The organism is uncultured Paracoccus sp. (assembly GCF_937873615.1).
Taxonomy (GTDB): Bacteria; Pseudomonadota; Alphaproteobacteria; order Rhodobacterales; family Rhodobacteraceae; genus Paracoccus.
On the sequence record NZ_CALMYP010000004.1, the window covers coordinates 22,765 to 46,597 of the forward strand.

Annotated in this window: 24 protein-coding genes and 1 other RNA gene; 9 read left to right on the top strand and 16 right to left on the bottom strand. The window is 66.2% G+C overall.

Going from position 1 to position 23,833, the window contains the following annotated elements; genetic code table 11:
* Positions 1 to 11: 11 nt before the first annotated feature.
* The 4 genes from Q0330_RS00925 to ffh are packed head-to-tail and all read right to left on the bottom strand — an operon-like array spanning position 12 to position 3,108.
* Entirely contained in the window at positions 12 to 545 is a 534-nt protein-coding gene (locus Q0330_RS00925; RefSeq protein WP_299473051.1) for a GNAT family N-acetyltransferase, read from the bottom strand.
* Positions 542 to 1,060: a GNAT family N-acetyltransferase gene (locus tag Q0330_RS00930; RefSeq protein WP_299473053.1), complete on the bottom strand. Its 519-nt coding sequence runs from the start codon at positions 1,058 to 1,060 to the stop codon at positions 542 to 544. The genes Q0330_RS00925 and Q0330_RS00930 overlap by 4 nt, the downstream gene beginning before the upstream one ends.
* On the bottom strand, positions 1,057 to 1,611 hold the full coding sequence (locus Q0330_RS00935) for a GNAT family N-acetyltransferase (protein ID WP_299473055.1): 555 nt from the start codon (positions 1,609 to 1,611) through the stop codon (positions 1,057 to 1,059). Before Q0330_RS00935 ends, Q0330_RS00930 begins: the two co-directional genes overlap by 4 nt.
* A 3-nt stretch (positions 1,612 to 1,614) precedes the next feature.
* Positions 1,615 to 3,108: a signal recognition particle protein gene (ffh, locus tag Q0330_RS00940; RefSeq protein WP_299473057.1), complete on the bottom strand. Its 1,494-nt coding sequence runs from the start codon at positions 3,106 to 3,108 to the stop codon at positions 1,615 to 1,617.
* A 250-nt stretch (positions 3,109 to 3,358) separates the two neighbouring features.
* Between ffh and Q0330_RS00945 the strand changes: the two genes are divergently transcribed.
* On the top strand, positions 3,359 to 3,961 hold the full coding sequence (locus tag Q0330_RS00945; protein ID WP_299473059.1) for a LysR substrate-binding domain-containing protein: 603 nt from the start codon (positions 3,359 to 3,361) through the stop codon (positions 3,959 to 3,961).
* Between the two features lie 8 nt (positions 3,962 to 3,969).
* Here the strand turns inward: Q0330_RS00945 and recR are convergent, their stop codons facing one another.
* The 5 genes from recR to Q0330_RS00970 form a co-directional block, all read right to left on the bottom strand.
* The gene (recR, locus tag Q0330_RS00950; RefSeq protein WP_299473061.1) at positions 3,970 to 4,566 is read right to left on the bottom strand and encodes a recombination mediator RecR; all 597 of its coding nucleotides are present in this window, start codon (positions 4,564 to 4,566) and stop codon (positions 3,970 to 3,972) included.
* Positions 4,567 to 4,572: 6 nt separating this feature from the next.
* Complete coding sequence (locus tag Q0330_RS00955) at positions 4,573 to 4,917, bottom strand: YbaB/EbfC family nucleoid-associated protein (protein WP_299473063.1); 345 nt, start codon at positions 4,915 to 4,917, stop codon at positions 4,573 to 4,575.
* A gap of 3 nt (positions 4,918 to 4,920) precedes the next feature.
* Complete coding sequence (locus Q0330_RS00960) at positions 4,921 to 6,741, bottom strand: DNA polymerase III subunit gamma/tau (protein WP_299473065.1); 1,821 nt, start codon at positions 6,739 to 6,741, stop codon at positions 4,921 to 4,923.
* A gap of 122 nt (positions 6,742 to 6,863) precedes the next feature.
* An RNA gene (ffs, locus tag Q0330_RS00965) (signal recognition particle sRNA small type) lies at positions 6,864 to 6,962 on the bottom strand.
* 79 nt (positions 6,963 to 7,041) lie between these two features.
* Positions 7,042 to 8,835, bottom strand: coding sequence for a 5'-nucleotidase C-terminal domain-containing protein (locus Q0330_RS00970; protein ID WP_299473067.1), 1,794 nt, complete (start codon positions 8,833 to 8,835; stop codon positions 7,042 to 7,044).
* A 170-nt stretch (positions 8,836 to 9,005) separates the two neighbouring features.
* Between Q0330_RS00970 and Q0330_RS00975 the strand changes: the two genes are divergently transcribed.
* Positions 9,006 to 9,452, top strand: a complete 447-nt coding sequence (locus tag Q0330_RS00975; protein ID WP_299473069.1) for a hypothetical protein — start codon at positions 9,006 to 9,008, stop codon at positions 9,450 to 9,452.
* A 46-nt stretch (positions 9,453 to 9,498) separates the two neighbouring features.
* On the opposite strand, the gene Q0330_RS00980 is transcribed toward Q0330_RS00975, so the two are convergent.
* Positions 9,499 to 10,377 carry a prephenate dehydratase gene (locus Q0330_RS00980; protein WP_299473071.1) on the bottom strand — a complete coding sequence of 293 codons (879 nt, stop codon included), beginning with the start codon at positions 10,375 to 10,377 and terminating at the stop codon, positions 9,499 to 9,501.
* A 117-nt stretch (positions 10,378 to 10,494) separates the two neighbouring features.
* Here Q0330_RS00980 and Q0330_RS00985 point away from each other — a divergent pair, with 117 nt between their 5' ends.
* From Q0330_RS00985 to Q0330_RS01010, 6 genes are all read left to right on the top strand, one after another.
* Positions 10,495 to 11,034 (top strand): cytochrome c family protein, encoded by a 540-nt coding sequence (locus tag Q0330_RS00985; protein WP_299473073.1) that lies wholly within the window; start codon positions 10,495 to 10,497, stop codon positions 11,032 to 11,034.
* Positions 11,035 to 11,184: 150 nt separating this feature from the next.
* Positions 11,185 to 13,074 (top strand): extracellular solute-binding protein, encoded by a 1,890-nt coding sequence (locus Q0330_RS00990; protein WP_299473075.1) that lies wholly within the window; start codon positions 11,185 to 11,187, stop codon positions 13,072 to 13,074.
* Between the two features lie 49 nt (positions 13,075 to 13,123).
* A complete protein-coding gene (locus Q0330_RS00995; protein WP_299473077.1) occupies positions 13,124 to 14,260 on the top strand; it encodes an ABC transporter permease subunit in 1,137 nt (378 codons plus the stop codon).
* Positions 14,260 to 15,366, top strand: coding sequence for an ABC transporter permease (locus Q0330_RS01000; protein ID WP_299473079.1), 1,107 nt, complete (start codon positions 14,260 to 14,262; stop codon positions 15,364 to 15,366). Before Q0330_RS00995 ends, Q0330_RS01000 begins: the two co-directional genes overlap by 1 nt.
* Entirely contained in the window at positions 15,363 to 17,024 is a 1,662-nt protein-coding gene (locus Q0330_RS01005; protein WP_299473081.1) for an ABC transporter ATP-binding protein, read from the top strand. Before Q0330_RS01000 ends, Q0330_RS01005 begins: the two co-directional genes overlap by 4 nt.
* The gene (locus Q0330_RS01010; RefSeq protein WP_299473083.1) at positions 17,021 to 18,247 is read left to right on the top strand and encodes a glycosyltransferase; all 1,227 of its coding nucleotides are present in this window, start codon (positions 17,021 to 17,023) and stop codon (positions 18,245 to 18,247) included. Before Q0330_RS01005 ends, Q0330_RS01010 begins: the two co-directional genes overlap by 4 nt.
* Here Q0330_RS01010 and Q0330_RS01015 read toward each other — a convergent pair.
* Genes Q0330_RS01015 through Q0330_RS01025 form a run of 3 tightly spaced genes read right to left on the bottom strand, consistent with a single transcriptional unit; the run spans position 18,244 to position 20,575 of the window.
* Positions 18,244 to 19,569, bottom strand: a complete 1,326-nt coding sequence (locus tag Q0330_RS01015; RefSeq protein WP_299473085.1) for a sensor histidine kinase — start codon at positions 19,567 to 19,569, stop codon at positions 18,244 to 18,246. The two genes, Q0330_RS01010 and Q0330_RS01015, sit on opposite strands and share 4 nt — an antisense overlap.
* Positions 19,566 to 20,240 (bottom strand): response regulator transcription factor, encoded by a 675-nt coding sequence (locus tag Q0330_RS01020; RefSeq protein WP_299473087.1) that lies wholly within the window; start codon positions 20,238 to 20,240, stop codon positions 19,566 to 19,568. The genes Q0330_RS01015 and Q0330_RS01020 overlap by 4 nt, the downstream gene beginning before the upstream one ends.
* Positions 20,240 to 20,575 carry a hypothetical protein gene (locus Q0330_RS01025; RefSeq protein ID WP_299473089.1) on the bottom strand — a complete coding sequence of 112 codons (336 nt, stop codon included), beginning with the start codon at positions 20,573 to 20,575 and terminating at the stop codon, positions 20,240 to 20,242. The genes Q0330_RS01020 and Q0330_RS01025 overlap by 1 nt, the downstream gene beginning before the upstream one ends.
* A gap of 138 nt (positions 20,576 to 20,713) precedes the next feature.
* On the opposite strand from Q0330_RS01025, the gene Q0330_RS01030 reads away from it, so the two are divergent.
* Entirely contained in the window at positions 20,714 to 21,646 is a 933-nt protein-coding gene (locus Q0330_RS01030; RefSeq protein ID WP_299473091.1) for a hypothetical protein, read from the top strand.
* Between the two features lie 56 nt (positions 21,647 to 21,702).
* Here the strand turns inward: Q0330_RS01030 and Q0330_RS01035 are convergent, their stop codons facing one another.
* The 3 genes from Q0330_RS01035 to Q0330_RS01045 are packed head-to-tail and all read right to left on the bottom strand — an operon-like array spanning position 21,703 to position 23,807.
* Positions 21,703 to 22,176, bottom strand: coding sequence for a CinA family protein (locus Q0330_RS01035; protein WP_299473093.1), 474 nt, complete (start codon positions 22,174 to 22,176; stop codon positions 21,703 to 21,705).
* Positions 22,173 to 22,664, bottom strand: a complete 492-nt coding sequence (locus tag Q0330_RS01040) for a phosphatidylglycerophosphatase A (protein WP_299473095.1) — start codon at positions 22,662 to 22,664, stop codon at positions 22,173 to 22,175. Before Q0330_RS01040 ends, Q0330_RS01035 begins: the two co-directional genes overlap by 4 nt.
* Before the next feature lie 3 nt (positions 22,665 to 22,667).
* Positions 22,668 to 23,807, bottom strand: a complete 1,140-nt coding sequence (locus Q0330_RS01045; RefSeq protein ID WP_299473097.1) for a bifunctional 2-C-methyl-D-erythritol 4-phosphate cytidylyltransferase/2-C-methyl-D-erythritol 2,4-cyclodiphosphate synthase — start codon at positions 23,805 to 23,807, stop codon at positions 22,668 to 22,670.
* Positions 23,808 to 23,833: the final 26 nt, after the last annotated feature.

Genomic DNA, 23,833 nt, shown 5'->3' on the forward strand with positions numbered 1-23,833 from the left:
CTGTCGGGACATCAGACGGCTCCTTTCGGGTGGCGAAAAACCAGACAGGGTTCCTCGGGCTTGGGCTGGACGGCGTCCGGATCGACCGTGGCGCCCAGCCGTTCCGCAAGCGCGATGGAGCGCGCATTGGCCGGGTCGATATAGCTGACGATATCGGTCCAGCCGAGCGTGTTCCGCGCGAAGTCGCGGGCGGCATGTGCGGCCTCGAAGGCGTAACCCTTGCCCTCGGCCTCGGGGGTCCAGACGGTCCAGCCGATCTCGGTCTCGGGCCAGTCGGCGGGATGCCAGGGGCCGGTCATGCCCAAGGGCGCGTCGTCGCCCTTGAGGGTGAAGACGAAGCTGCCATAGCCGCGCATCGCCCAATGGCCGATGACATGGCCGAAGCTGCGCCAGGCATGGCCGAGGGTGATGTCGGCACCGCCGCCGCAATATTGCGCGCGGTCGGTCATGTAGAAATCGCGCCAGACCGGCCAGTCGGCTCCCTTGGGCGCGCGCAGGGTCAGGCGTTCGGTTTCCAGAACCGGGGTGTTTGCGAGGTCGATCATGCGGCCTCCCTCGGGTGGCGCCAGATCCGGGCCTGCCTGCCGGCGGGAGAGGTCCAGTCGGATTCGAGTGCCGCGCCCAGCCGGGTGGCGACGGCCTCCGAGCGGGTGTTGCGAAGCGCGATGATGGAAATCAGATGCGGCAGGTTCCACGCCGTCGCGGCATGGGCGCGCATGGCGATGGCGGCCTCGGTCGCGAGGCCCTTGCCTTCGGCCCCATCATACAATGTCCAGCCGAGTTCGGGTTCCGGCCAGCCGCCGGGATACCAGAGGCCGCAGCGCCCGATCAGCCGGCCCGAGGCCTTCTCGATCACGCTGCACATGCCGAAGCCGCGCATCTGCCAATGGCCGAGTTCGGTTGCGAAGGCTTTCCACGCGGCGGGGCCGTCCAGGGGACCGGCGGTCGTGGCCGAGCGGTCGCTCGCGTAATAGGCCGTGAAGGCGTCCAGATCGCCGGGCTGCGGGCGGCGCAGGATCAGCCGGTCGGTCTCAGTGATCAGCATGGGCGTCGGGGTCATGCCGGCACCCCCGCCGTCGTCGGCATGGCGTAGATGTCGCGCTCGAAGCCGTCGGGGAAGGTCTCGCGCCGTTGCTTCACGCCGCCGAGCGACTCGGTCAGCCGGCGGGCGGCGATGTTTTCGTCGCGGAAATGGGTTTCGACATGGGACCAGCCGAGGGTTTCGCCAGCCCAGCCCAGCACCGCGCGCGAGGCTTCCTGTGCGATGCCGCGCCCGCGTGCGGCGGGCATGAGCCACCATGTCAATTCGTGGCCGGGCCAGCCTTCGGGATGGACGATGCCGCAGCCGCCCAGCACCTGACCATCGGCTTCGACGGTGAATTTGCCAAAGCCGTTCAGAACCCAATGGCCGATATCGCGGCAGAGCATCCCGTAGGCCTGATGGGCCAGCAGCGGGCCGCCATAGAAATGCGAGGCCCCGGCATCGGCGAAGAAGGCCGCATAGGCGGCGTGGTCGCGGGATTCGGGGGCGCGCAGCAGAAGACGCTCGGTCTCAAGGACCGGCACCATGCGCAGGGGGGTGCCCTGCGGGATATGCTGCGCTGCAATCATCGCTTATTTCTTGCCGAACAGCCCCGACAGGCCCGAGGGCAGCCCGGCGCCGCCCAATTGCCCGCCAAGGCCCTTGGGGTCCTGCAGCATCTTCGTCGCCTCGGCCATTTTCGCCGGATCGGCATTGGCCATGTCGGGCAACCCGCCGCCCTTGCCGGTCATGGCGCGCATGGCCTGTTTCAGCATCCCGCCCTTCATCTTGCCGAGCTTCTTCATCGTGTCGGCCATCTGCTTCTGCATCTTCAGCAGGCGGTTCAGCTCCGACACTTCAAGCCCCGCACCGGCGGCGATGCGCTTCTTGCGGCTGGCCTGCAGCAGGTCGGGATTGGCGCGTTCCTTTTTCGTCATCGAGTTGATGAGCGCGATCTGGCGGCGGATCATGGTGTCGTCCATGCCGGCGGCCTCGGCCTGTTTGGCCATCTTCTGCATCCCCGGCATCATCTGCATGATCGAGCCCATGCCGCCCATCTTCTGCATCTGCTCCAGCTGGCTGCGAAGGTCGTTCATGTTGAACATGCCCTTCTGGAAGCGCTTCATCATGCGCTCGGCCTGTTCGACCTCCAGCACTTCCTGGGCCTTTTCGACGAGGGCCACGATATCGCCCATGCCGAGGATGCGGCCGGCGACGCGTTGGGCGTCGAAGACCTCCAGCGCGTCCATCTTTTCGCCCAGGCCCACGAAGCGGATCGGCTTGCCGGTGACGGCGCGCATCGACAGTGCCGCGCCGCCGCGCCCGTCGCCATCCATCCGGGTCAGCACGACGCCGGAAATCCCGACCTTGCCGTCGAATTCGCTGGCCACGTTCACCGCGTCCTGACCGGTCAGGCCGTCGACGACCAGAAGCGTCTCGCGCGGGGTGGCGATGTCGCGGACCGCCTGCACCTCGTCCATCAGCACTTCGTCGATATGCAGGCGCCCGGCGGTGTCGAGCATATAGACATCATAGCCGCCAAGCGTCGCCTGCTGCTTGGCGCGCTTCGCGATCTGGACGGCGCTTTCGCCCTTGACGATGGGCAGCGTGTCGACGCCGATCTGGGTGCCGAGGATGGCAAGCTGTTCCATCGCCGCCGGGCGGTTGGTGTCGAGCGACGCCATCAGCACCCGCTTGCCCTCGCGGTCCTTCAGGCGTTTGGCCAGCTTCGCCGTGGTGGTGGTTTTCCCCGAGCCCTGCAGCCCGACCATCAGGATCGGGGCGGGCGGGTTGTCGATCTTCAGCGCGTCGGGCTCGCCCTCGCCCTGCAGGGTGCGGATGAGTTCGTCATGGACGATCTTCACGACCTGCTGGCCCGGCGTGACCGATTTGGTGACGGCGGCCCCCGTGGCCTTGCCGGTCACCGATTTCACGAAGCTGCGCGCCACCGGCAGCGAGACATCGGCCTCCAGCAGCGCGGTGCGCACCTCGCGCATGGCGGCGGTGACATCATCCTCGGTCAGGGCGCCCTGCTTGGTGAGCCGGTCGAAGACGCCGCCAAGGCGGTCTGACAGATTCTCGAACATGCGGGCCTCCTGAGGTCCGGTTGCTGGCGCGCGGGTGCGAAATGCACGAACGCCCCCGTGGGCGCAACGCGCTGACGGAGGGCGATCCCCGCGCATAAACGGGGACCGGAAGGGCAGACCTTCCGGGAATTGCGCCAGCAGATACTGGGGCGGGGGTCGAAAGTCAAGTCGGGGGCGAAAGTCAAGCCGGGGGGCGTTAACCCCCTCTTGATCGAGTTCGGCTAGTCTGTGGGCGAATCACGAGGAGACCATGGCCGATAAGGTGGTCATCAATGCCGTGCCGCTGATCGGTGAGCTGGTAACGCCAGCGATGATGCAGGTGAGCCGAAAGATGCCGGAACTGCAGCTCGTCTATCGCAGCGAGATGCGGTTTGTCGATCTGTCGGACGGCGCGACCCTTGCCGTGCGCGCCGGGGTAAAACCCCCGGAGGAGCGTCACGTCGTGCATTGGCTGGGGCGGCTGACCTTCGCGCTGGTGGCCACGCAGGATTATGTCCGGCGCATGGGCCTGCCGGAACTGCCCGAGGATCTGTCGCGCTATCCGCTGGTGGGAAACGATCTGGACGATGCGGCGACGCCCTGGTTCCGCTGGCTGTTTGCCAATACCTCGCGCCAGCAGATCGTCTTTCGCAGCAATGACGAGACGGTCATGCGCCACTCGATCCTGTCGGGGCGCTGTGCCGGGTTCCTGCCGCTGTCGAGCCTGCTCTGGTCGCCGGACCTGGTCGAGCTGATGCCGACGCGCAGCGAATGGGAGGCGCCGCTCTGGCTGGTGCATGATCGCGAGGCAACAGAGATCTGTGGCGCGGTGGCGCGCGAACTGACCGCGATCATCGTGCGGCAACTGGCATGAGCGGGGGCTCAGAAGCTGCGCCGGGCGCGCAAGGCGGCGGTGATGGTGCCGTCGTCCAGATAATCCAGCTCTCCGCCGATGGGCACGCCCTGGGCGAGGCCGGTGATCGCCAGCCCCTCGGGCAGCGCATCGGCGATGTAATGGGCGGTGGTCTGGCCCTCGACCGTGGCATTCAGCGCCAGAATCACCTCGCGCACGCGTTCTTCCGCGATGCGCGACAGAAGCCGGGGGATGCCCAGATCCTCGGGGCCGATATCGTCGAGCGCCGAGAGCGTGCCGCCCAGCACATGATAGCGTCCGCGAAAGGCGCGCCCGCGTTCCAGCGCCCACAGGTCGGCCACGTCCTGAACCACGCAGATCTCTCCGGTTTCGCGGGCCGGATCGGCGCAGATCGGGCAGATGTCATTGTCCGAGATATTGCCGCAGCGCGAACAGGGCCGGGCATTTTCGGTGACCCGCGCCATCAGCGCCGAAAGCTGCGCCATCTGCCCGGGCCGGCGCCCGATCAGCGACAGCACGATCCGCCGGGCCGAGCGCGGCCCCAGCCCCGGCAGCCGGGCCATGGCGCCGATCAGCGCCTGGATATCGCCGCCGCCTTCGGACATCGGGGCCTAGAAGGGCAGCTTCATGTCGGGCGGCAGGCCGAGATCCTGCCCGATCTTCGCCATTTCCGATTGGGCGCGATCCTGGGCGCGGCGCTGCGCATCCTTGATCGCGGCCAGGATCAGATCCTCGACCACCTCCTTCTCGGAGGCGACGAAGATCGACGGGTCGATATCGAGCGCGGTCAGTTCCCCCTTGGCGGTGGCGGTGGCCTTGACCAGCCCGGCACCGGCCTCTCCGGTCACGGTGATGCTGGCCAGATTGTCCTGCATCTCGGTCATCCTGGCCTGCATGTCCTTCGCGGCGGCCATCATCTTGGCCATGTCGCCAAGCCCGCCCAATCCCTTGAACATCGTCTACTCCTCGTCCTCGAAAGGGTCCCATTCTTCGACCTCGGCCACCGGGCCGGCACCGTCGTCATGCAGGGCCGCACCCTCGGGCGGCGGCTCCGGGGTCTCGGCCAGCGGCTTCTCGACCCGCTTCGCCGCCACCAGCTTCGCGCCCGGAAAGGCTGCGAGTGCGGCCTGCACGACCGGATGGGCACCGGCGCGGCCCATGGCTTCGGCCTCGGCTTCGGCCCGGGTCTCGGCAATGGTCGGGCCGCCGCCTTCGTTGACGACGCTGACCGCCCAACGCTGCCCGCCGGTCCAGCCGCGCAGCCGTTCCGCCAGACGCGAGGCCAGGTCGGCGGGCGCGTCCGGCGTCGGCTGGAACTCGATCCGGCCGGGGCTGTATTTCGCCAGTCGCAGGTGCGTTTCGACCAGGATCATCAGGGGCACATCGCGCATCCGCCGGATCAGCTCCAGCACGCTGTCGAAATCGGGATAGGCGGCGATGAGCGATTCGGGGACCGCCGCAAGCGCCGTCGCCTGCCCATGCGATCCGACCGGACCGTGGGGGCCGGCACCGCCTGCGGTGCCGCGCGCGCCGAACTGCCCCGTGGACGGGGCCGAGGCGCGCGCCCCATTGCCGCCGCCGCCATTCGGGGCCGGGCGCGAAAACTCGCCCGCCGCCTGCGAGGACTGGATCTTGCGGATCAGCGCCTCGGGATCGGGCAGATCGGCGGCATGGGTCAGCCGGATCACCGCCATCTCGGCGGCCATCATCGCGTTCGGCGCGGCCGAGACCTCCTCCAGCGCCTTCAGCAGCATCTGCCACATCCGGGTCATCACCCGCATCGGCAGCTTCGCGGCCAGATCGGCGCCGCGCACCCGCTCATCGGGGGAAATCGTCGGATCGTCAGAGGCTTCCGGCGTGATCTTCACAATGGAAATCCAATGCGTGATCTCGGCCAGATCGCGCAGGACCGCGACCGGATCGGCGCCATCGGCATATTGTGCTTGCAGTTCCGCCAGCGCCTGTGCGGCATCGCCGCGCAGGATCATCTCGAACAGGTCGATGACCCGGCCACGATCGGCCAGACCCAGCATGGCGCGCACCTGCGGCGCCGTGGTCTCGCCCGCGCCGTGGCTGATCGCCTGATCGAGAAGGCTGGTCGCATCGCGGGCCGAGCCTTCGGCGGCGCGCGTGATCAGCGCCAGCGCGTCATCGGTGATTTCGGCGCCTTCGGACCCGGCGATGCGGCGCAGCAGGTCGATCATCACCTCGGGCTCGATCCGGCGCAGATCGAATCGCTGGCAGCGCGACAGAACGGTCACCGGAACCTTGCGGATCTCGGTGGTGGCGAAGATGAATTTCACATGCGGCGGCGGTTCCTCAAGCGTCTTCAGCAGCGCGTTGAAGGCGCTTGTCGACAGCATGTGGACTTCGTCGATGATATAGATCTTGTAGCGCGCGGAAGCGGCACGATAGTGAACGGATTCAATGATTTCGCGGATATCGTTCACGCCCGTGCGGCTGGCCGCGTCCATTTCCAGAACGTCGACATGGCGGCCCTCGGTGATCGCCACACAATGCTCGCATTGGCCGCAAGGCTCGGTCGTCGGGCCGCCCGTGCCATCGGGGCCGGTGCAGTTCAGCCCCTTGGCGATGATGCGGGCGGTGGTGGTCTTCCCGGTGCCGCGGATGCCGGTCATGATGAAGGCCTGCGCGATCCGCTGCGCCGCGAAGGCGTTCTTCAGCGTGCGCACCATCGCATCCTGCCCGACCAGGTCGGAGAAGGTTTCCGGCCGGTATTTCCGGGCCAGCACCTGATAGTTCTGTTCGCTTTCGGTCATCTCGCCTCGTCTGGATCGCGCCACATTAGCCGGGCGAATGCGGGGCGACAACCGAGGAGATGGGCGCAACCTTCAGGCCAGACAAGCCCAGAGGCATCGGTCCGGTTCCGGATTGGGGAAGGAGGTGAGAGACTGGACAGCGACCCGAACGGAATTCGTTGCGGCTGCTTCCTTCCGGACCTGACCGGGTTGGCGAGGCGTTCGCCCGTGCCAGCCTCTCAAGACCAGAAATATGCGCAGAGTTTGCGGGATGCAAGGGTGGAAGCCGGATCCGGGAAAAATCAGCAGAATTCAGCCTGTTCAGAGTGCGAGGAAAAGGCGCTGGAAACCGTCCTTCGCGATATGGCGGCCGCGCACCGGGATCGGGCAGGCGGCGGGGTCGGCCTCGGGCGCGGTGTCGAACCAGGCTTCGGTGCCGGGGGCGGCGCGCAGGCGGAAGAAGGGCTGTCCGTAAGTGTCCGCCGTGCCGCCGCTGGCGATGAACCGGGCGATGATGTCGCGAATGCGGATCCGGGCGGGCGGCGGAAGCTGGCAGGGTCGGGATCTGGTCAGATCGGCATAAAGCGGGCCGCCGGTCATCCGGTAACTGTTGGTGACCAGAAGGAAGCGTTGGTCGGGTTGCACCGGGCGGCCCCGATAAAGGATCGGGCCGACGCGGCCTGTCGCGGCCCGCCGCCGCCCGTTGCCGTCGAAGGCGGCGGGGCGGCAGAGGTCGATCTCGTAATCCAGCCCTGCGATCATGTCGAGGTTGAAGCCGGGGATCGTGTCATCCAGTAGCGGCGCGGGCGCGCCGGGGCTTGGCAGGTGCGAAAAGGCGGAGGCGGCGCGTTCAAGCCATTCGGAAAGGTCGGTGCCGGTGACTTCGATCACGGCGGCATGGTTGGTAAAGGGATAGAGCGTCGAGAGGTCGCTGCGCCGGAAGGTGCCGGCGGGGGTGTCGACGAAATATTCCGGCCCGCCCCGACCGCCGGTGCGGAACGGGGCAAGGGCGACCAGAACCGGCAGCGGGCTGTCGGGCAACTGGGTGGCGATATGTTGGCGCAAGGCGGCCTCGGTCAGGCGCAGGCCGGAATCGGTGCCGAGCAGGGCGAAATGGCTGGACAGCGCTTCGCGGATACGACCGATCGGGGCGTGCAGGTGGCGGGTGCTGGCCGGCGGTGGCGGCGGGATCAACTCGGGCGTGTCGCGGTCGGTCGGGGCGGCCATCGCCTCGGCAGCGGTGGCGTTGATCTGCCAGGTGCCGGGATGGCCGGACAGCGACAGCGTGATCGCGGCCAGATGGGTGCCGGCATAGCCCGCCGTCACCAGCGGGGCGGCCTGCGCGGTGCCGGGCCGCGCCATGACCTCATGCGTGTGACCGGCGATGACGGCGTTGACGCCGGCGATCCCGGCTATGGCATCGGCGGCGTTTTCGGCCCGGTGCTGCTGGCCGTCGCCCGGCCCGCCATGGCTGAGTGCCACGATCACATCCGCGCCGCGCGCGCGCAGGCCCGAGACCGCGCGCCGGCTGGCGGTGACGATATCTTCCGTGGTCAACTCCTGGGCAAGCCCGGCCTCCCATTCGACGGTCTGCGGGGGCAGCACGCCGAAGACGCCGATGGCGATGTCCTGTGGCTGGCCGTTCGTGGCGATCATCCGGCGGCGCAGCAGCGCGGTTTCCGCCCAGAGCGGGGCGCCCTGCAGCAGGCCGGCATTGGCCACCACCAGCGGATAGCGCGCATCGGCAAGGGCGCGGCGCAGGAAATCGACACCATGGGTAAAGTCGTGATTGCCGAGCGTCGCCGCATCATAGCCGAGCCGGTTCAGCGCCGCGATGGCCGGGTGCACGTCATGCGGGCCAAGGCCGGCGCGGGCCAGTTCGTCCGCCAGCGGCGTGCCGTCGAGCAGGTCGCCATTGTCGAAAAGCAGCAGATTGGCATGGGCGCGGCGCTGCGCCGCGATCAGGGGCGCCAGCCGCGCCAGCCCGCCGCGCCGCGCCTCGGAGCCGAGATGCATATGGAGATCGGTGGTGGCGAGGATGCGCAGCGAGATCGAAATGGATGTTGTCGCGCCGCTGAAGGACGCGTCGGCTGTCGAGGAACTTCCGTCAGGCATTACGTCTCGATTGCTGAATTGCAGGGTCATCACGGTGTGATGCAAGTCATGGACGATTCTTTTTATAAAATACAATTTATAGTTGCGGAAATTATTTTGTCAAAATAGAAACTTGCAGGCTCGTTGGTCGTTCACTAGGACCGTAACGTCTCAAATTATCTCGGTTTGCCATGAAATTCTCTACCCGTGTCGACAAGAATATCCCTGCCGCAGAGCTGTTCGATGCGGTCGCGAATTTCGACAGGATCGAGCATATGCTTATACGGCGCGGGGTCTCGGTGACGCGGGGCGACGACATGCCCGACGGGACGCGGGGCTGGAATCTGGGTTTCGACTGGCGCGGTCAGCGGCGCGAATTGCACCTTGTGCTGGTCCAGTTCGACCGGCCCGAGAAATACGCAATGACCGGCGAATCGAAACCGTTCGAGCTGCGCATCGACATGACGGCGGTGGCGCTGGCGCGCGACCGCTCGCGGCTGATCTTCGAGCTTGAGGTGAAACCGCGCAACATGCGGGCGCGGCTGATCCTGCAGACGGCGAAGCTGGGCAAGACCCAGATCGACCGCAAGCTGTCGGCGCGGGTCGCCCAGTTCGTCGACGACGCCATGGCGGGCTGAGACAGGGCTTGCCAAGACCGGGCCGCGCATGTCGCGGCCCCGCAGGTCAGGCCGGTTGCTGGCGCAATTGCTCGGCGCGCAGCGGATCGGCGGGATAGACGCCGAGGATATTGGTCATCGAGGTGAAATAGCTCAGCTCGTCCAGGGCCAGGCGGACATTGTCGTCCTCGGGATGGCCCTCGATATCGGCATAGAACTGGGTCGCGGTGAAGACGCCGTCGACCATATAGCTTTCCAGCTTGGTCATGTTGACGCCATTGGTCGCGAAACCGCCCATCGCCTTGTAAAGCGCCGCCGGGATGTTGCGGACGCGGAAGACGAAGCTGGTCAGCATTCCCGCTTCGCCGGCGCGGTTGGCCCGCCGGCTGTAATCGGGCTCGCGGGCCATGATCAGGAAGCGGGTGGTGTTGTTCTGGCGGTCCTCGATCTCGTCGGCGAGGCGGTTCAGGCCGTAGATCTCGCCGGCAAGGGGGGCGGCAAGTGCGGCAATGTGACGCTGCCCCTGTTCGGCGACGATCTTGGCCGAGCCGGCGGTGTCGGCGCCGGTGATGCCGCGGATGGAATTTTCGCGCAGGAAACGGCGGCACTGGCCCAGAAGCACGGTATGGCTCATGGCGTCGGTCACCTCGGACAGGGGCACGCCGGGCAGGGCCAGAAGCGAGATATGGACCCGCACGAAGGCCTCGTCGATGATATGCAGCCCGGATTCGGGCAACAGGTGGTGGATATCGGCGACCCTGCCATAGGTGGAATTCTCGACCGGCAGCATGGCCAGATCGGCCTGACCCGAGCGGACCGCCTCGATCACGTCCTCGAAGGTGCGGCAGGGCAGGGCCTGCATGTCGGGGCGGGCGTCGCGGCAGGCCTGATGGCTATAGGCGCCGGGTTCGCCCTGAAAGGCGATGAGGTTGGTGGGGTGGGGCATCTGGGTCGCATCCGATTGACAAGTCGGGGGTTCGAGCGTGAACTATACCTTGAACCGGGGGAAAGAAAGCGGATAGATACCGCGAGAAATTTGAACACTACCTAGCGGGGACGGCAAATGTTCAACACCATGACCATCACCAAGGCGGCGGGCGCGCTGATCGGATCGCTGTTGTCGTTGATGCTGCTGCTCTGGGCTGGCAGCGCGCTTTTCCATGTCGGCCCCGCCGAAGGCGCCCATGGCGATGAGCCGGTCGCGCAGGCCTATACGATTCCGGTCGAATCCGCCGGTGGCGACGATGCGGGTGAGGAAGAGGTTCAGGTCGACTTCGCATCGCTGATGGAAGCCGCCGATCCGGCCAAGGGCGAGAAGGTCTTCGGCAAGTGCAAGGCCTGCCACAAGCTTGACGGCACCGACGGTACCGGCCCGCATCTGAACGGCGTGGTCGATCGCGCCGTCGCCAGTGCCGCCGGCTTCAATTACAGCGACCCGATGAAGGCCCATGCCGGCGAAGCGCCGGAATGGACGCCGGATGCGCTGCAGGAGTTCCTGGAAAATCCGAAAGGCGTCGTGCCGAGCACGAAGATGAGCTTCGCCGGCCTGCCCAAGCCCGAGGATCGCGCCAACCTGATCGCCTATCTGCAGGCGAATCCGTAAGATCGGGCTTTTCGAACCAAATGCGCCCGGCCCCTTGCGGCCGGGCGTTTTCATTTGGCGATCACGATTCCGGGGTCGGGCGAAATCGCGGATTGATCCCGGCGCGCGCCCTGCCTTAGCCTTGCTGCGATTGTTTTGCGAAGGATCGAGATGACCCGGACTGTCCGCCTTGCCGCCCTGTTCCTGCCGCTTTCCATCCTTGCCGGCCCGCTGGCCGCGCAGGATGCCGCCCCCGCGCCGGGCGAAGGCGATGTCACCATCGCCCATGGCATCGGCGTTTTCGGCGCGCCCGAACTGCCGGCGGATTTCCCGCATCTGCGCTATGTGAACCCGGAGGCGCCGAAGGGCGGCGAGATTTCGGTCGCCATGCCGGGCGGTTTCGACAGCTATAACCCGTTCACGGTCAAGGGGCGGGCCGACATCCTGTCGACGATCATGCTCGAATCGCTGATGGTCGGGACCATGGACGAGATCGGCACCGCCTATTGCCTGCTTTGCGAGACCGTCGAATATCCCGAAAGCCGCGACTGGGCGATCTTCCATCTGCGCCCCGAGGCGAAGTTTTCCGATGGCAGCCCGGTCACCGCCGAGGATGTGCTGTTTTCCTATGAGACCATGCGCGACAAGGGCCTGTCCTCCTATCGCGCGGTGCTGGCGCAATCGACCAAGGGCGCCGAGGTCATCGACGAGCACACCATCCGCTTCGATTTCATGCCCGATTATCCGCGCCGCGACGTGGTTCAGTCGGCGGGGGGGATGACGGTCTTTTCCAAGAAGGATTTCGAGAAGAACGGCCGCGACCTGAGCGCGCCGGGCGGCACGCCCTATATCGGTTCCGGCCCCTATATGTTCGAGCGCGCCGATATCGGGCGGACCTCGGTTTACAAGCGCAACCCGGATTACTGGGGCAACGATCTGCCGATCAATATCGGGCGCAACAATTTCGACACCATCCGGGCCGAGTATTTCGCCGATAGCGAGGCCGCGTTCGAGGCGTTCAAGGCCGGGGAATATACCATCCGGCACGAAAATTCCTCGGTTCAATGGGCGACGGGTTACAATTTCCCGAACCTGAACAGTGGACATGTCATCAAGACCACGATCCATAACCAGAACAAGGCGCCGGCGCAGGGCTTCTTCATCAATATGCGGCGCGAGAAGTTCCAGGATGCGCGCGTGCGGCAGGCCTTGGGGCTGCTGTTCAACTTCAAATGGTCGAACGCGTCGCTGTTCTATGGCCTGTATACGCGCACCGAATCCTTCTGGGACAATACCGATCTGAAAGCGACGGGCACCCCCTCCGAGGCCGAACTGGCTTTGCTGGAGCCGCTGGCCGACCAATTGCCCGAAGGCATCCTGAGTGCCGAGGCGGTGGTGCCGCCCGAGGGCAGCGACCGGCAGCTCGATCGCGGCAATCTGCGCAAGGCCGGCGCACTTCTGGACGAGGCCGGCTGGCTGCCCGGCGATGACGGGATGCGGCGCAACGCCGCCGGAGAGGTTCTGCGCGTCGAGTTCATGAATGACAGCCCGACTTTCGACCGCGTTATCAACCCCTTCATCGAAAATCTTCGCGCGGTCGGGGTCGATGCGGTCATGGCCCGTGTCGACGATACCGAACATGAGACCCGGCGCTACGAATTCGATTACGACATCATCATCGGCCACGCCCAGACCGCGGAAATCGCCGGCGAGGGGTTGTTTCAGGTCTTCGGGTCGCAGGGCAAGGACGATGTCTTCAACCCCTCGGGCGTGACCAGCCCGGCCATCGACATCCTGATCCGCACCGCCGTCGCCGCCCAAAGCTACGACGAGATGCGGGTGGCGACGCAGGCGCTCGACCGTGTGCTGAGGGCGATGTATCCGTGGGTACCGAACTGGTACAACCCGGACCAGTTCCTGGCCTATTACGACCAGTATGAATGGCCCGAGACCCTGCCGCCCTATCTGACCGAAACGCTCAATGCGCCTTGGTATCTTGATATCGCGTGGTATAACGCGGAAAAGGCGGAAAAGCTGAAACAGGCCGGGGTCTTGCGCTAACCGGTCGGCAATGCGCAGGCAACAGACCTGACGACAAGAAGGGCAGGGCATGGCAGCCTATATTCTACGGCGCTTGGCTTTGGTCATACCGACGCTGATCGGGATCATGCTGGTGAATTTCGCCCTGATCCAGTTCGTGCCGGGCGGCCCGATCCAGCAGGTGATCGCCCGCGTGCAGGGCGAGGGCAATACCATGGCCGAGGTCTCGGGCGGCGGTTCGGGCGAGGGCGGCATCCAGTATGCCGGCGCCCAGGGCATTCCGCCGGAGCTTCTGGCCGAGCTGGAATTGCAGATGGGTTTCGCCGAGATCGTCTGCGATCCGGGCTTTGACGGCACCCCCAGCCTGAGCGCCGAGGAATGCCACAAGGAACCCATCGGGGCCGTGCGCCGCTTCGGCATCATGCTGGGCAAATACATGCGCTTCGATTTCGGCGAAAGCTGGTTCCGGTCGAACTCGGTGACGACCGAGATCGCGCGCACGCTGCCGGTCTCGATCACGCTGGGGCTGTGGACGACGCTGCTGGCCTATCTGATCTCGATCCCGCTGGGCATTCGCAAGGCGGTGCGGGCGGGCACGCCCTTCGACACCTGGACCTCGGGCGTGATCGTGGTGGCCTATGCGATCCCGTCCTTCCTGTTCGCGGTCATGCTGATGACGCTGTTCGCGGGCGGAAGTTACTGGCAGATCTTCCCGCTGCGCGGGCTGACCAGTTCGAATTTCGAGCAGTTGTCGGCCTTCGGCAAGGTCAAGGACTACCTGTGGCATATCGCCCTGCCGGTGCTGGCCATGGCGATTTCGGGTTTCGCCACGCTGACGCTGCTGACCAAGAACAGCTTTCTGGACGAGATCAACAAGCAATATGTCATGACCGCCCGCGCCAAGGGCCTGACCGAGGCGCGGGTGCTTTACGGCCATGTCTTCCGCAACGCCATGCTGATCATCATCGCCGGGCTGCCGGGAATGCTGCTGGCGATCCTGTTCGGGTCGTCGATCCTGATCGAGACCATCTTCTCGCTCGACGGGCTGGGCCGGCTTGGCTTCGATGCGGTGGTGCAGCGCGATTATCCGCTGGTCTTCGGCACGCTTTATATCTTCGGCCTTCTCGGCCTGCTGATCGGGATCGTCTCGGACCTGATGTATGTGCTGGTCGACCCGCGCATCGACTTCGAGAAGAGGGCGGGCTGATGGCGATCTCGGAATTGAACCGCCGCCGCTGGCGCAATTTCCGCGCCAACAAGCGCGCCTATTGGTCGCTCATCCTGTTCTCGATCCTCTTCGTCGTCTCATTGGGGGCGGAACTGATCGCCAATAACAAGCCGATCGTGGCGAAATACCGGGGCGAGCTGTATTTCCCGGTGTTCAAATTCTACCCCGAGACCACCTTCGGCGGCGATTTCCGCACCGAGGCGCTGTACCGGCTGCCCGATACGCAATGCCTGATCGTCTCGGGCGGGCGCGAGGAATGCTGGGACGAAGACCCCGAGGCCTATATCGCGGCGGTCAAGGACGGCAGTGCCGGCGTCCCCGAGGAGGAACAGGGCTGGATGATCTGGCCGATCATTCCCTTCCATTACCTCGATACCGACAAGGTCGGCGAGGCGCCGAGCGCGCCCGACAGCCGGCACTGGCTGGGCACCGACAACACCACCCGTGACGTGCTGGCGCGCACCATCTATGGCTTCCGCGCCTCGGTCGTGTTCACGCTGGTGGTGACGGCGGTGGCCTCCGTGATCGGCATCGCCATGGGCGCGATCCAGGGCTATTTCGGCGGTCGCACCGATATCCTGCTGCAACGGGTGCTGGAGATCTGGCAGAACACGCCGGTGCTTTACGTCATCATTATCATGTTCGCGGTCTTCGGGCGAAGTTTCTGGCTGCTGGTGCTGATCATGATCATCTTCGGCTGGCCGGCCTTGGTCGGCGTGGTCCGGGCCGAATTCCTTCGGGCGCGGAATTTCGAATATGTCCGGGCGGCGCGCGCGCTTGGCGTGTCCGACCGCAAGATAATGTTCCGCCATATCCTGCCCAATGCCATGGTGGCGACGCTGACCATGCTGCCCTTTATCGTCACCGGCACCGTCTCGACGCTGGCGGCGCTGGATTATCTTGGCTACGGCCTGCCCAGTTCCGCCCCCAGTCTGGGAGAGCTGGCCCTCGTCGCCAAGCAGCATCTGAACGCGCCCTGGCTGGCCTTCACCGCCTTCTTCACCTTCGCCATCATGCTGTCGCTTCTGGTCTTCATCTTCGAAGGCGTCCGCGATGCCTTCGACCCCCGGAAGACCTTCAAATGAGTGCCGAGACCGTTCTGCCCGCCGCAGCAGAGGCGCATGTGACCCATCCCGCGCCCCCGCCTGCCGAGACGGTGCTGGAGATCCGCGACCTTCGGGTCGGTTTCAGCCAGGATGGCCAGATCGTCCCCGCCGTGCGCGGCGTCAGCTTCCATATCGGGCGCGGCGAGACGGTGGCACTGGTGGGCGAATCCGGGTCCGGCAAGTCGGTGACGGCGCTTTCGACGGTGCAGCTGCTGGGCGATGCGGCGCATCTTGAAGGTTCGGTCAAGTACGAGGGGGCGGAACTGGTCGGTGCCGATCCGGCCAAGCTGCGCGCCATTCGCGGCAACGATATCAGCTTCATCTTTCAGGAGCCGATGACCTCGCTGAACCCGCTGCACACGCTGGAAAAGCAGCTTTCCGAAAGCATCGCCCTGCATCAGGGCCTGAAAGGCGCGCCGGCACGGGCGCGGGTGCTGGAACTTCTGAACCGGGTCGGCATTCGCGACCCGGAAAGCCGGCTGGCGGATTATCCGCACCAACTGTCGGGCGGGCAGCGCCAGCGGGTGATGATCGCCATGGCGCTGGCGAACCGCCCCGAACTGCTGATCGCGGACGAGCCGACGACGGCGCTCGATGTGACCATTCAGGCGCAGATCCTCGATCTTCTGGCCGAGTTGAAGCGCGAGGAAGGCCTGTCGATGCTGTTCATCAGCCACGATCTCGGGCTGGTCAGGCGCATCGCCGACCGGGTCTGCGTGATGAAGGATGGCGAGATCGTCGAACAGGGCCCGGTCGAGGCGATCTTCGCCGATCCGCGCCATCCCTATACCAAGAAACTTCTGGCCGCCGAGCCTGCGGGCCGGGCCGAACCGGTTTCGGATGGGGCGAAGGTGCTGGTCGAGACCCGCGATCTGAAGGTCTGGTTCCCGATCAAGCGCGGGCTGATGCGCCGGGTGGTCGGTCATGTGAAGGCGGTGAACGGGGCCTCGGTCTCGGTCCGCGAGGGCGAGACGCTGGGGATCGTGGGCGAATCCGGCTCGGGCAAGACCACGCTGGCGCTGGCGATCATGCGGCTGATCGAAAGCGAGGGGCCGATCCTCTATCTGGGGCAGGATATCTCGGACTGGCGGGCGCGGCAGCTTCGGCGTCTGCGGCGCGACATGCAGATCGTCTTTCAGGACCCGTTCGGCAGCCTCAGCCCCCGGATGACGGTCGAGCAGATCATCGCCGAGGGGCTTGGTGTGCACGGCGTCGAGCCGGGCCGCAACCGGCGCGAGATGGTGGCCGAAATCATGGGAGAGGTCGGCCTACCGCCCGAATCCATGCACCGCTATCCGCACGAGTTTTCCGGTGGGCAGCGTCAGCGCATCGCCATTGCCCGCGCCATGATCCTGCGCCCCAAGGTGGTGGTTCTGGACGAGCCGACAAGCGCGCTCGACATGACCGTGCAGGTGCAGATCGTCGAATTGCTGCGCAAGCTGCAACGCGATCACGGGCTGGCCTTCCTGTTCATCAGCCACGACCTGCGGGTGGTGCGCGCCATGGCCCACAAGATCATGGTGATGCGCGCGGGCGAAGTGGTCGAACAGGGCTCGGTCGAGCAGATCTTCGATGCGCCCGAAACCGACTATACCCGCGAGCTTATGGAAGCGGCTTTCAGAGACAGGCATTCATGAAAATTCTTCTCGTTCATCAGAATTATCCCGGCCAGTTCCTGCATCTCGGCCCGGCGCTTATGGCGCGCGGGCATGAGGTGCTGGCGCTGACCGATCAGAAGAACAACCGGCCCAGCAAGGTGCGGGTGCTGAAATACAAGACCCCGGTTGAGGTGAAATGCAGTCAGCCCATGGCCGGTGCCTATGCCGAACATGTCGAGCGTGGCTATATGGCGGCGCGCGGGGCGCGGGCGCTGCGGGATCGCTATAAGTATACGCCCGATGTGATATTCGGCCATTCCGGCTGGGGCGAGACGCTGTTTCTGAAAGAGGTCTGGCCCGAGGCCCGGCTGCTGGTCTATGCCGAGCTTCTCTATCGCTCGCGCGGTCACGATATCGGCTTCGACCCCGAGATGACGCAGGATCTCGACCTTGCGCGGTTCAAGAGCACGGCGCGCAATGCCCATCTGGCGATGGGGATCCTGCAATGCGATGCGGCGCTGGCACCGACGCAATATCAGGCGGGCAGTTTCCCGGCAGAGCTGCAATCGAAGATCACCGTCATCCATGACGGCATCGACAGCGATGTGATGACGCCCGATCCCGAGGCCAGTTTCACCCTGCCGAATGGCAAGGTCCTGCGCGCCGGCGACGAGGTGCTGACCTATGTCTCGCGCTCGCTGGAACCCTATCGCGGCTTTCACATGCTGATGCGGGCGCTGCCCGAGGTGATGGCGGCGCGGCCCGAGGCGCAGGTGGTGATGGTCGGAAATGAGGGCGTCAGCTATGGCGGCCAGCCGGGCGACGCCGAAAGCTGGAAGGCCAAGCTGCTGGCCGAGGTGGGTGAGAAGCTGGACCTCGACCGCATCCATTTCCTTGGCCGGGTGCCTTACGAGGATTATCGCCGGGTGATCCAGGTTGGCCGGGTGCATTGCTATCTGAGCTATCCCTTCGTGCTCAGCTGGTCGCTGACCGAGGCGATGTCGGCGGGGGCCTATATCGTCGGTTCGGATACCGAGCCGGTGCGTGAACTGATCCGCGATGGCGAGAATGGCCGGCTGGTGCCCTTCTTCGACCGCGATGCGCTTTCGGCGGCGCTGATCCGGGGCCTTGCCGGTGCCGATCCCGAGGCTGCGCGGTTGCGCAAGGCGGCACGGGCGACGATCCTCGACGGCTATGACCTGCGCCGCCAAAGCCTGCCCCGGCTGATCGACTGGGTCGAGGGGTTCGGGCCGAAAGCCTAAGCCGCCGGCAGCGTGACGCGCGCGGCCAGCCCGCCAAGCGCCTCGTCACGGCCAAGCCGCAAGCTGCCGCCGTTCAGCGCCGCCAAATCGGCAACGATGGAGAGGCCCAACCCGGCGCCGGGGCCGCGTTCGTCTAGCCGGGTGCCGCGCGACAGGGCGAGGGCGAAATCGGCATCCTTCATGCCCGGCCCGTCATCGGCGATGGTCAGGCTGATCCGCCCCTCCTGTTCCTCGGCCCTTATGGCGATGTGCGCCTTGGCCCATTTCGCGGCGTTTTCCAGCAGGTTGCCAAAGATTTCCTGCGCATCCTCCTGCTCGACCGGCAGGGTCAGGCCGGGGGCAATGTCGCGGCTGACGGCAATGCCCTGATCCTGCAAGGGGCGGCTCAGGACCAGCAGGATATCGTCGATCACCGGGTCCAAGGGCGTCAACTGCCCCAGCACCCGCCGCCCGCCGGCGCTGCGGGCGCGTTTCAGGTGCCAGGCGATCTGGCGATCCATGCGCGCGATCACCGCCTGACCGGGATCGTCGGGGGCCAATTCCCCCTGCAAGGCCATCAGCGGGGTCTTCAGCGCATGGGCGAGATTGCCGATCTGGTCGCGGCTGCGGGTCAGCTGCGCGCGATTCTGGGCCAGCAGGGCGTTCACCTCCTCGGCCACCGGCTGCAATTCGGCGACATCGGGGCGGGGCAGGGCGACGGATCTGCCTTCGCGCACATCGCGCAGCGCCCGGCCCATCCGACGCAGAGAAGACAGCCCCGCCGTCACCTGCACCAGCACCGCCAGCGCCAGCCCGATACCCAGCACCGCCAGCGTCAGCGCCAGCGGCCTGCGCACCGCCGCAAGTGCGGCGTCGATTTCCGCCTGCGGCGCGGTGACGGCGACCAGAAGCGCCTCCTCGCTGCCCGGCACGGTATAGGCGCGTTGCATCAGCCGAAGCCGCGCGCCATCCGGCCCGGCAAGGCCGGCGCCGGTCAGGTCGCCCGTGCCGGGGGTGGCAAGCGGTGTGCCGAAAAGGGATTCGGACATCGCAAAGACCTCGCCATCGGCGGCGATCTGCCAGTACCAGCCGGATAGCGGGCGGCTGAAACGCGGATCGCCGGGACTGTCCAGCACCTGCGCAAGTCCCGACGCATCGGCGCCTGTGCCGACCATCAGTGCATCGGTGACGGCGGCCAGTTCGGCATCGAAACGGTCGGTCACGAAACGCTCCAGCACCGCACCGATGACCAGATAGGCGGCGACAAGTGCTGCCACCAGCCATAGCGCCGAAAGCCAGAGCAGCCGCCCCCGGATCGAATGCCAGCCGATCACACCGCTCACGCCGGGGTCGCCCGCTGGTCGTTCAGGACATAGCCCTCGCCGCGCCGGGTTTCGATCACACCGCTGCCGACCTTCTTGCGCAGGCGGCCGATCACCACCTCGATGGATTTGAAATCGCGGTCGGCATTGGCGTCGTAAAGATGTTCGGCCAGTTCGGAGCGCGAGACGACGCGGCCCTTGTGGTGGATCAGATAGGCCAGGATGCGCTGTTCGAACGCGGTCAGTTTCAGGGGCGAGCCGTCCTGCGTGATGATGCCTAGCTGGGTGTCGAGCACAAGCGCGCCGGCCCGGATCGTCGATTGCGCATGGCCGGCGGCGCGGCGCACCAGCGTCTGGGCGCGGATCACGACCTCCTCCAGCCGGAAGGGTTTGACGGCATAATCGTCGGCCCCGGCGCGGAAGCCCGCGACCTTGTCGGCCCATTCGCCGCGCGCGGTCAGGATCAGCACCGGCATCGAGACCCCGGCACCGCGCCAGCTTTCCAGCACCTCGATCCCTGGCATCCCCGGCAGGCCGAGATCCAGCACCGCCACGTCATAGCTTTCGGTCGCGCCCAGAAACTCGCCCTCGGTCCCGTCCGTCGCGCAATCGGTGACGAAGCCGGCATCGCGCATCGCCCGCGCCAGTTGCGACGACAGCGTCGGGTCGTCTTCCACGATCAGGCAGCGCATCAGTCCCGTCCTTTCCGGTCGTTCTTGTCCTCGCGCAGCCGGGCATCGCCAAGCCCGCGCCCGCGAATGTCGAGAACCCGCCCGGTCACGCCATCGAGTCGGATTTTCAGGATATTGCCCTGTTTCGACAGCAGCACCAGTTCCTGCACCACATCGGTGCCGAGCGCGAATTCGAATGGCTCCGGCTCATCGATTCGCGCGGCCAGAAGCCGGCCTTCGAAGCGTTCTCCGACGATTTTCACGACCTCGTGAAGCGGCAGCAGGTCGGGCGCCGGTGGCTCGTCGGCCAGGCACATGAAGGGAATCAGCAGGAAAACAAGGGCGGCGCGGAACATGCCCTGACAATAGGCCGATTAACGTAAATGGAAACCCAACGGCTCATTGGCGAATGGTTTGCAGAAGCCGCGCTAGGAAGGTCTCATCCGGGGTTGGCTCTGATGTCGCCCCACCGGAGTTTGGAAAGGAAAAACCAAATGAGCAGCAAGTTGAAAACCTCCGTTCTCGCACTTGGTCTGATGGGTGTTCTGGGGGGCGGTCTGGCCTTTGCCCAGACGGCGCCGGCAACGCCCGAGGCCGCGCCCGAAGCCACCACCGAGGCCGCGCCCGCGCCGGCGGTGACGATCCCCGAGATCCTTCAGGGCGATGCCTTCGCCGATGTCGAAAGCAGCCAGGGCCGTCGCGGCGGGATGTTCGTTCAGGGCAGCCTGACCGAAAGCGGCAAGGATTTTCAGGCCATGGTGAATTCGGATGGTCAGTTGATGGGCATTCGCACCGCCGAAGGTTCGGCCCTGCCGCAATCGGTAATCGACGCGCTGTTGCCGGAAACCGCCCGCGCCAATCCGATCCTGGGGGAAATCACCGAGTTGAACGCCATCGGCACCCGTGGGGGGGCGGTCATGGTCAGTGGCCAGGACGCCTCGGGCGATAAGGTGCGTATCGGTTTCGATGCCGAGGGCGAGTTGACCCAGTTCATGCGGGGCGATCATGGCAAGCGCGATATGGGCATGAACATGGGCGAGCGCGGCGACCGGGGCAACCAGGGCAAGCGCGGCATGGGGGATCGCGGCGGCGATCACGCCGAACAGCGCGGCAAGGGCCGAGGCGGCGAGCATGGCATGATGCGTGGCGAGCGTGGGGATCGCGGCCAGATGAGACCGCGCGAGGGTCAGATGGCCCCCCGTGAGGGCGCCCAGATGGGGCCGCGCGAGGGTGCCGCCACGCCGCCCGCGCCCATCGACGAGGCCTCGCTTCGCAGCGCGGTCGAGGCTGCCGGTTATACCGAGCTTGGCGCCATCGCCCCGACCCCCGGCCGTGGCATCACCATCGAAGCCCTGAACCCGCAGGGCGAGGAAGTGGTGATCGTGGTCTCGCCGAAGGGCGAGGTGATGCGCGAATCCGCGCGCTGAGCCTGAAAAAAGATCATCGGGCGCGGCCTTCGGGTCGCGCCCTTTTTCGTTGCCCGCTATCGCCTTCGCAGCGCGGCCAGCAGCAGGTTCAGGGCATGTTCGACCGAGGCGGCGCGCACCCGGTCGCGGCCGATGGCACCGAATTCGACGGTCTCGGTCTTCGTGCCTGATGTGTCGGCAATGCCGAAGCAGACCCGGCCTTCGGGCTTGTGCTCGGATCCGCCCGGTCCGGCGATGCCGGTGATCGAGACCGCCAGCCCCGCCCCGGAATGGGCAAGCGCGCCGGTGGCCATCTCGGAGGCGGTTGCCTCGCTGACGGCACCGTATTCATCGAGTGTTTCGGCGCGCACGCCCAGCATCTGCTGCTTGGCGGCGTTGGAATAGGTGACAAAGCCACGGTCGAACACATCCGAGGACCCCGCCACCTCGGTCAGCGCGCCGGCGACCAGCCCGCCGGTGCAGCTTTCGGCACTGGCGATCGTCACCCCCTGCCGGCGGGCGGCGTCCAGCACCTGTGCCGCAAGGCTCATGCGATCAACCCGTGATAGATTCCGGCGCAGATCATCACCGAGATGCCGGCGAAGACCCCGGCCCAGAGGTCGTCCATCATCACCCCCATGGTGCCGCCCTCGCGGTCGGCGCGGCCGATGATCGAGGGTTTCCAGATGTCGAAAAGGCGGAAGAACAGGAAGGCCGCGAGCCAGCCCGGCCAGGGAAAATCGGTCGAGGGCAGCCCGGCATGCCAGAAGCCGTAGGACGGGAACAGCAGCGCCAGCCATTGCCCGGCGACCTCGTCGATGACGATCTCTGAGCGGTCGGGGTCTTCCATCCCGGCGGTGTAATGCGACACCGCCCAGAAGCCGAGCGCGGTGACCGCGACGGTCGCCAGCGCCAGCAGGGGAAAGCTGCCGATCCAGTGGATGACGACGCCAAGTGCCACGGCGACGGCGGAACCCCAGGTCCCCGGCGCGGGCTTCATGTCGCCGGCACCGAACCAGGTGGCGATCAGTCGATGCATGGTCTACTCCTTGATCAGCGTGGCGGTGGCGATGGCGGCGATGCCCTCGCCCCGGCCGGTGAAGCCGAGCTTTTCCGAGGTGGTGGCCTTGACCGAGATGCGGTCCGCCGCGATCCCGATAATCGCGGCCAGCCGGTCCTGCATGGCCTCAGCATGGGGGCCGATCTTCGGCGCTTCGCAGATCAGCGTCACATCGGCATTGCCGATGGCAAAGCCGCGGGCGCGGGCCAGATCGGCGGCGTGGCGCAGGAAGATCTCGCTGGCCGCCCCTTTCCATTGCGGCTCCGAAGGCGGGAAATGCCGGCCGATATCGCCCTCTGCCAGCGCGCCATAGATGGCGTCGGTCAGGGCATGCATGCCGACATCGGCATCGGAATGGCCCTTCAAGGCCCGGTCATGCGCCACCTCCACGCCGCAAAGCGTGACGTGATCGCCGGGCTCGAAGGCGTGCACGTCGAAACCGTTGCCAAGGCGAATATCCATGCCTGTCCCCAGAATGCGGCGGGCGCGGTCGAAATCCGGCCCGTAGGTGAGTTTCAGATTGTCGTCCGAGCCGGGGGTGATGGCAACCTCATGCCCGGCGCGGCGGGCCAGTTCGACATCGTCGGCGGCACCTTCGGGATGGGCGCGATGGGCGGCGAGGATGGCGTCCAGACGGAAGCCCTGCGGGGTCTGGGCGCGGTAAAGCCCGTCGCGGGGCTGCAGTCCCGTCACCAGCCCGCCTTCGCCACGCCAGAGCGCGTCCGAGACCGGCACGCCGGGCGCGGCCGCCACGGCACCGGCCTGCAGGGCCAGGATCACGCCCATGATGACCCCGGGCGACACCAGGGGCCGGGCGGCGTCATGGATCAGCACATGGGTAAAACCGCTGCCATCGAGCGTTTCCAGCGCGGCGCGCACGCTGTCCGAGCGGGTCTTTCCCCCGGCGACCAGCACGACGGGGCCGGCAAGTTCTTCGACCCCGCGATCCATATCCTCGGGGTTCAGCACCACGATCACGCGCGGGAAGGCGGCGAAGGCGGCGATGGAACGCGCCAGCACGCTTTGCCCGCCGAGATCGCGCCATTGCTTCGGTGCCCCGCCCATGCGGGTGCCGCGCCCGGCGGCGGTGACGATGACGGCGAATTGGGACAGATCCTTCATGGCCATGGTCTATTGCAGCCGCGCGG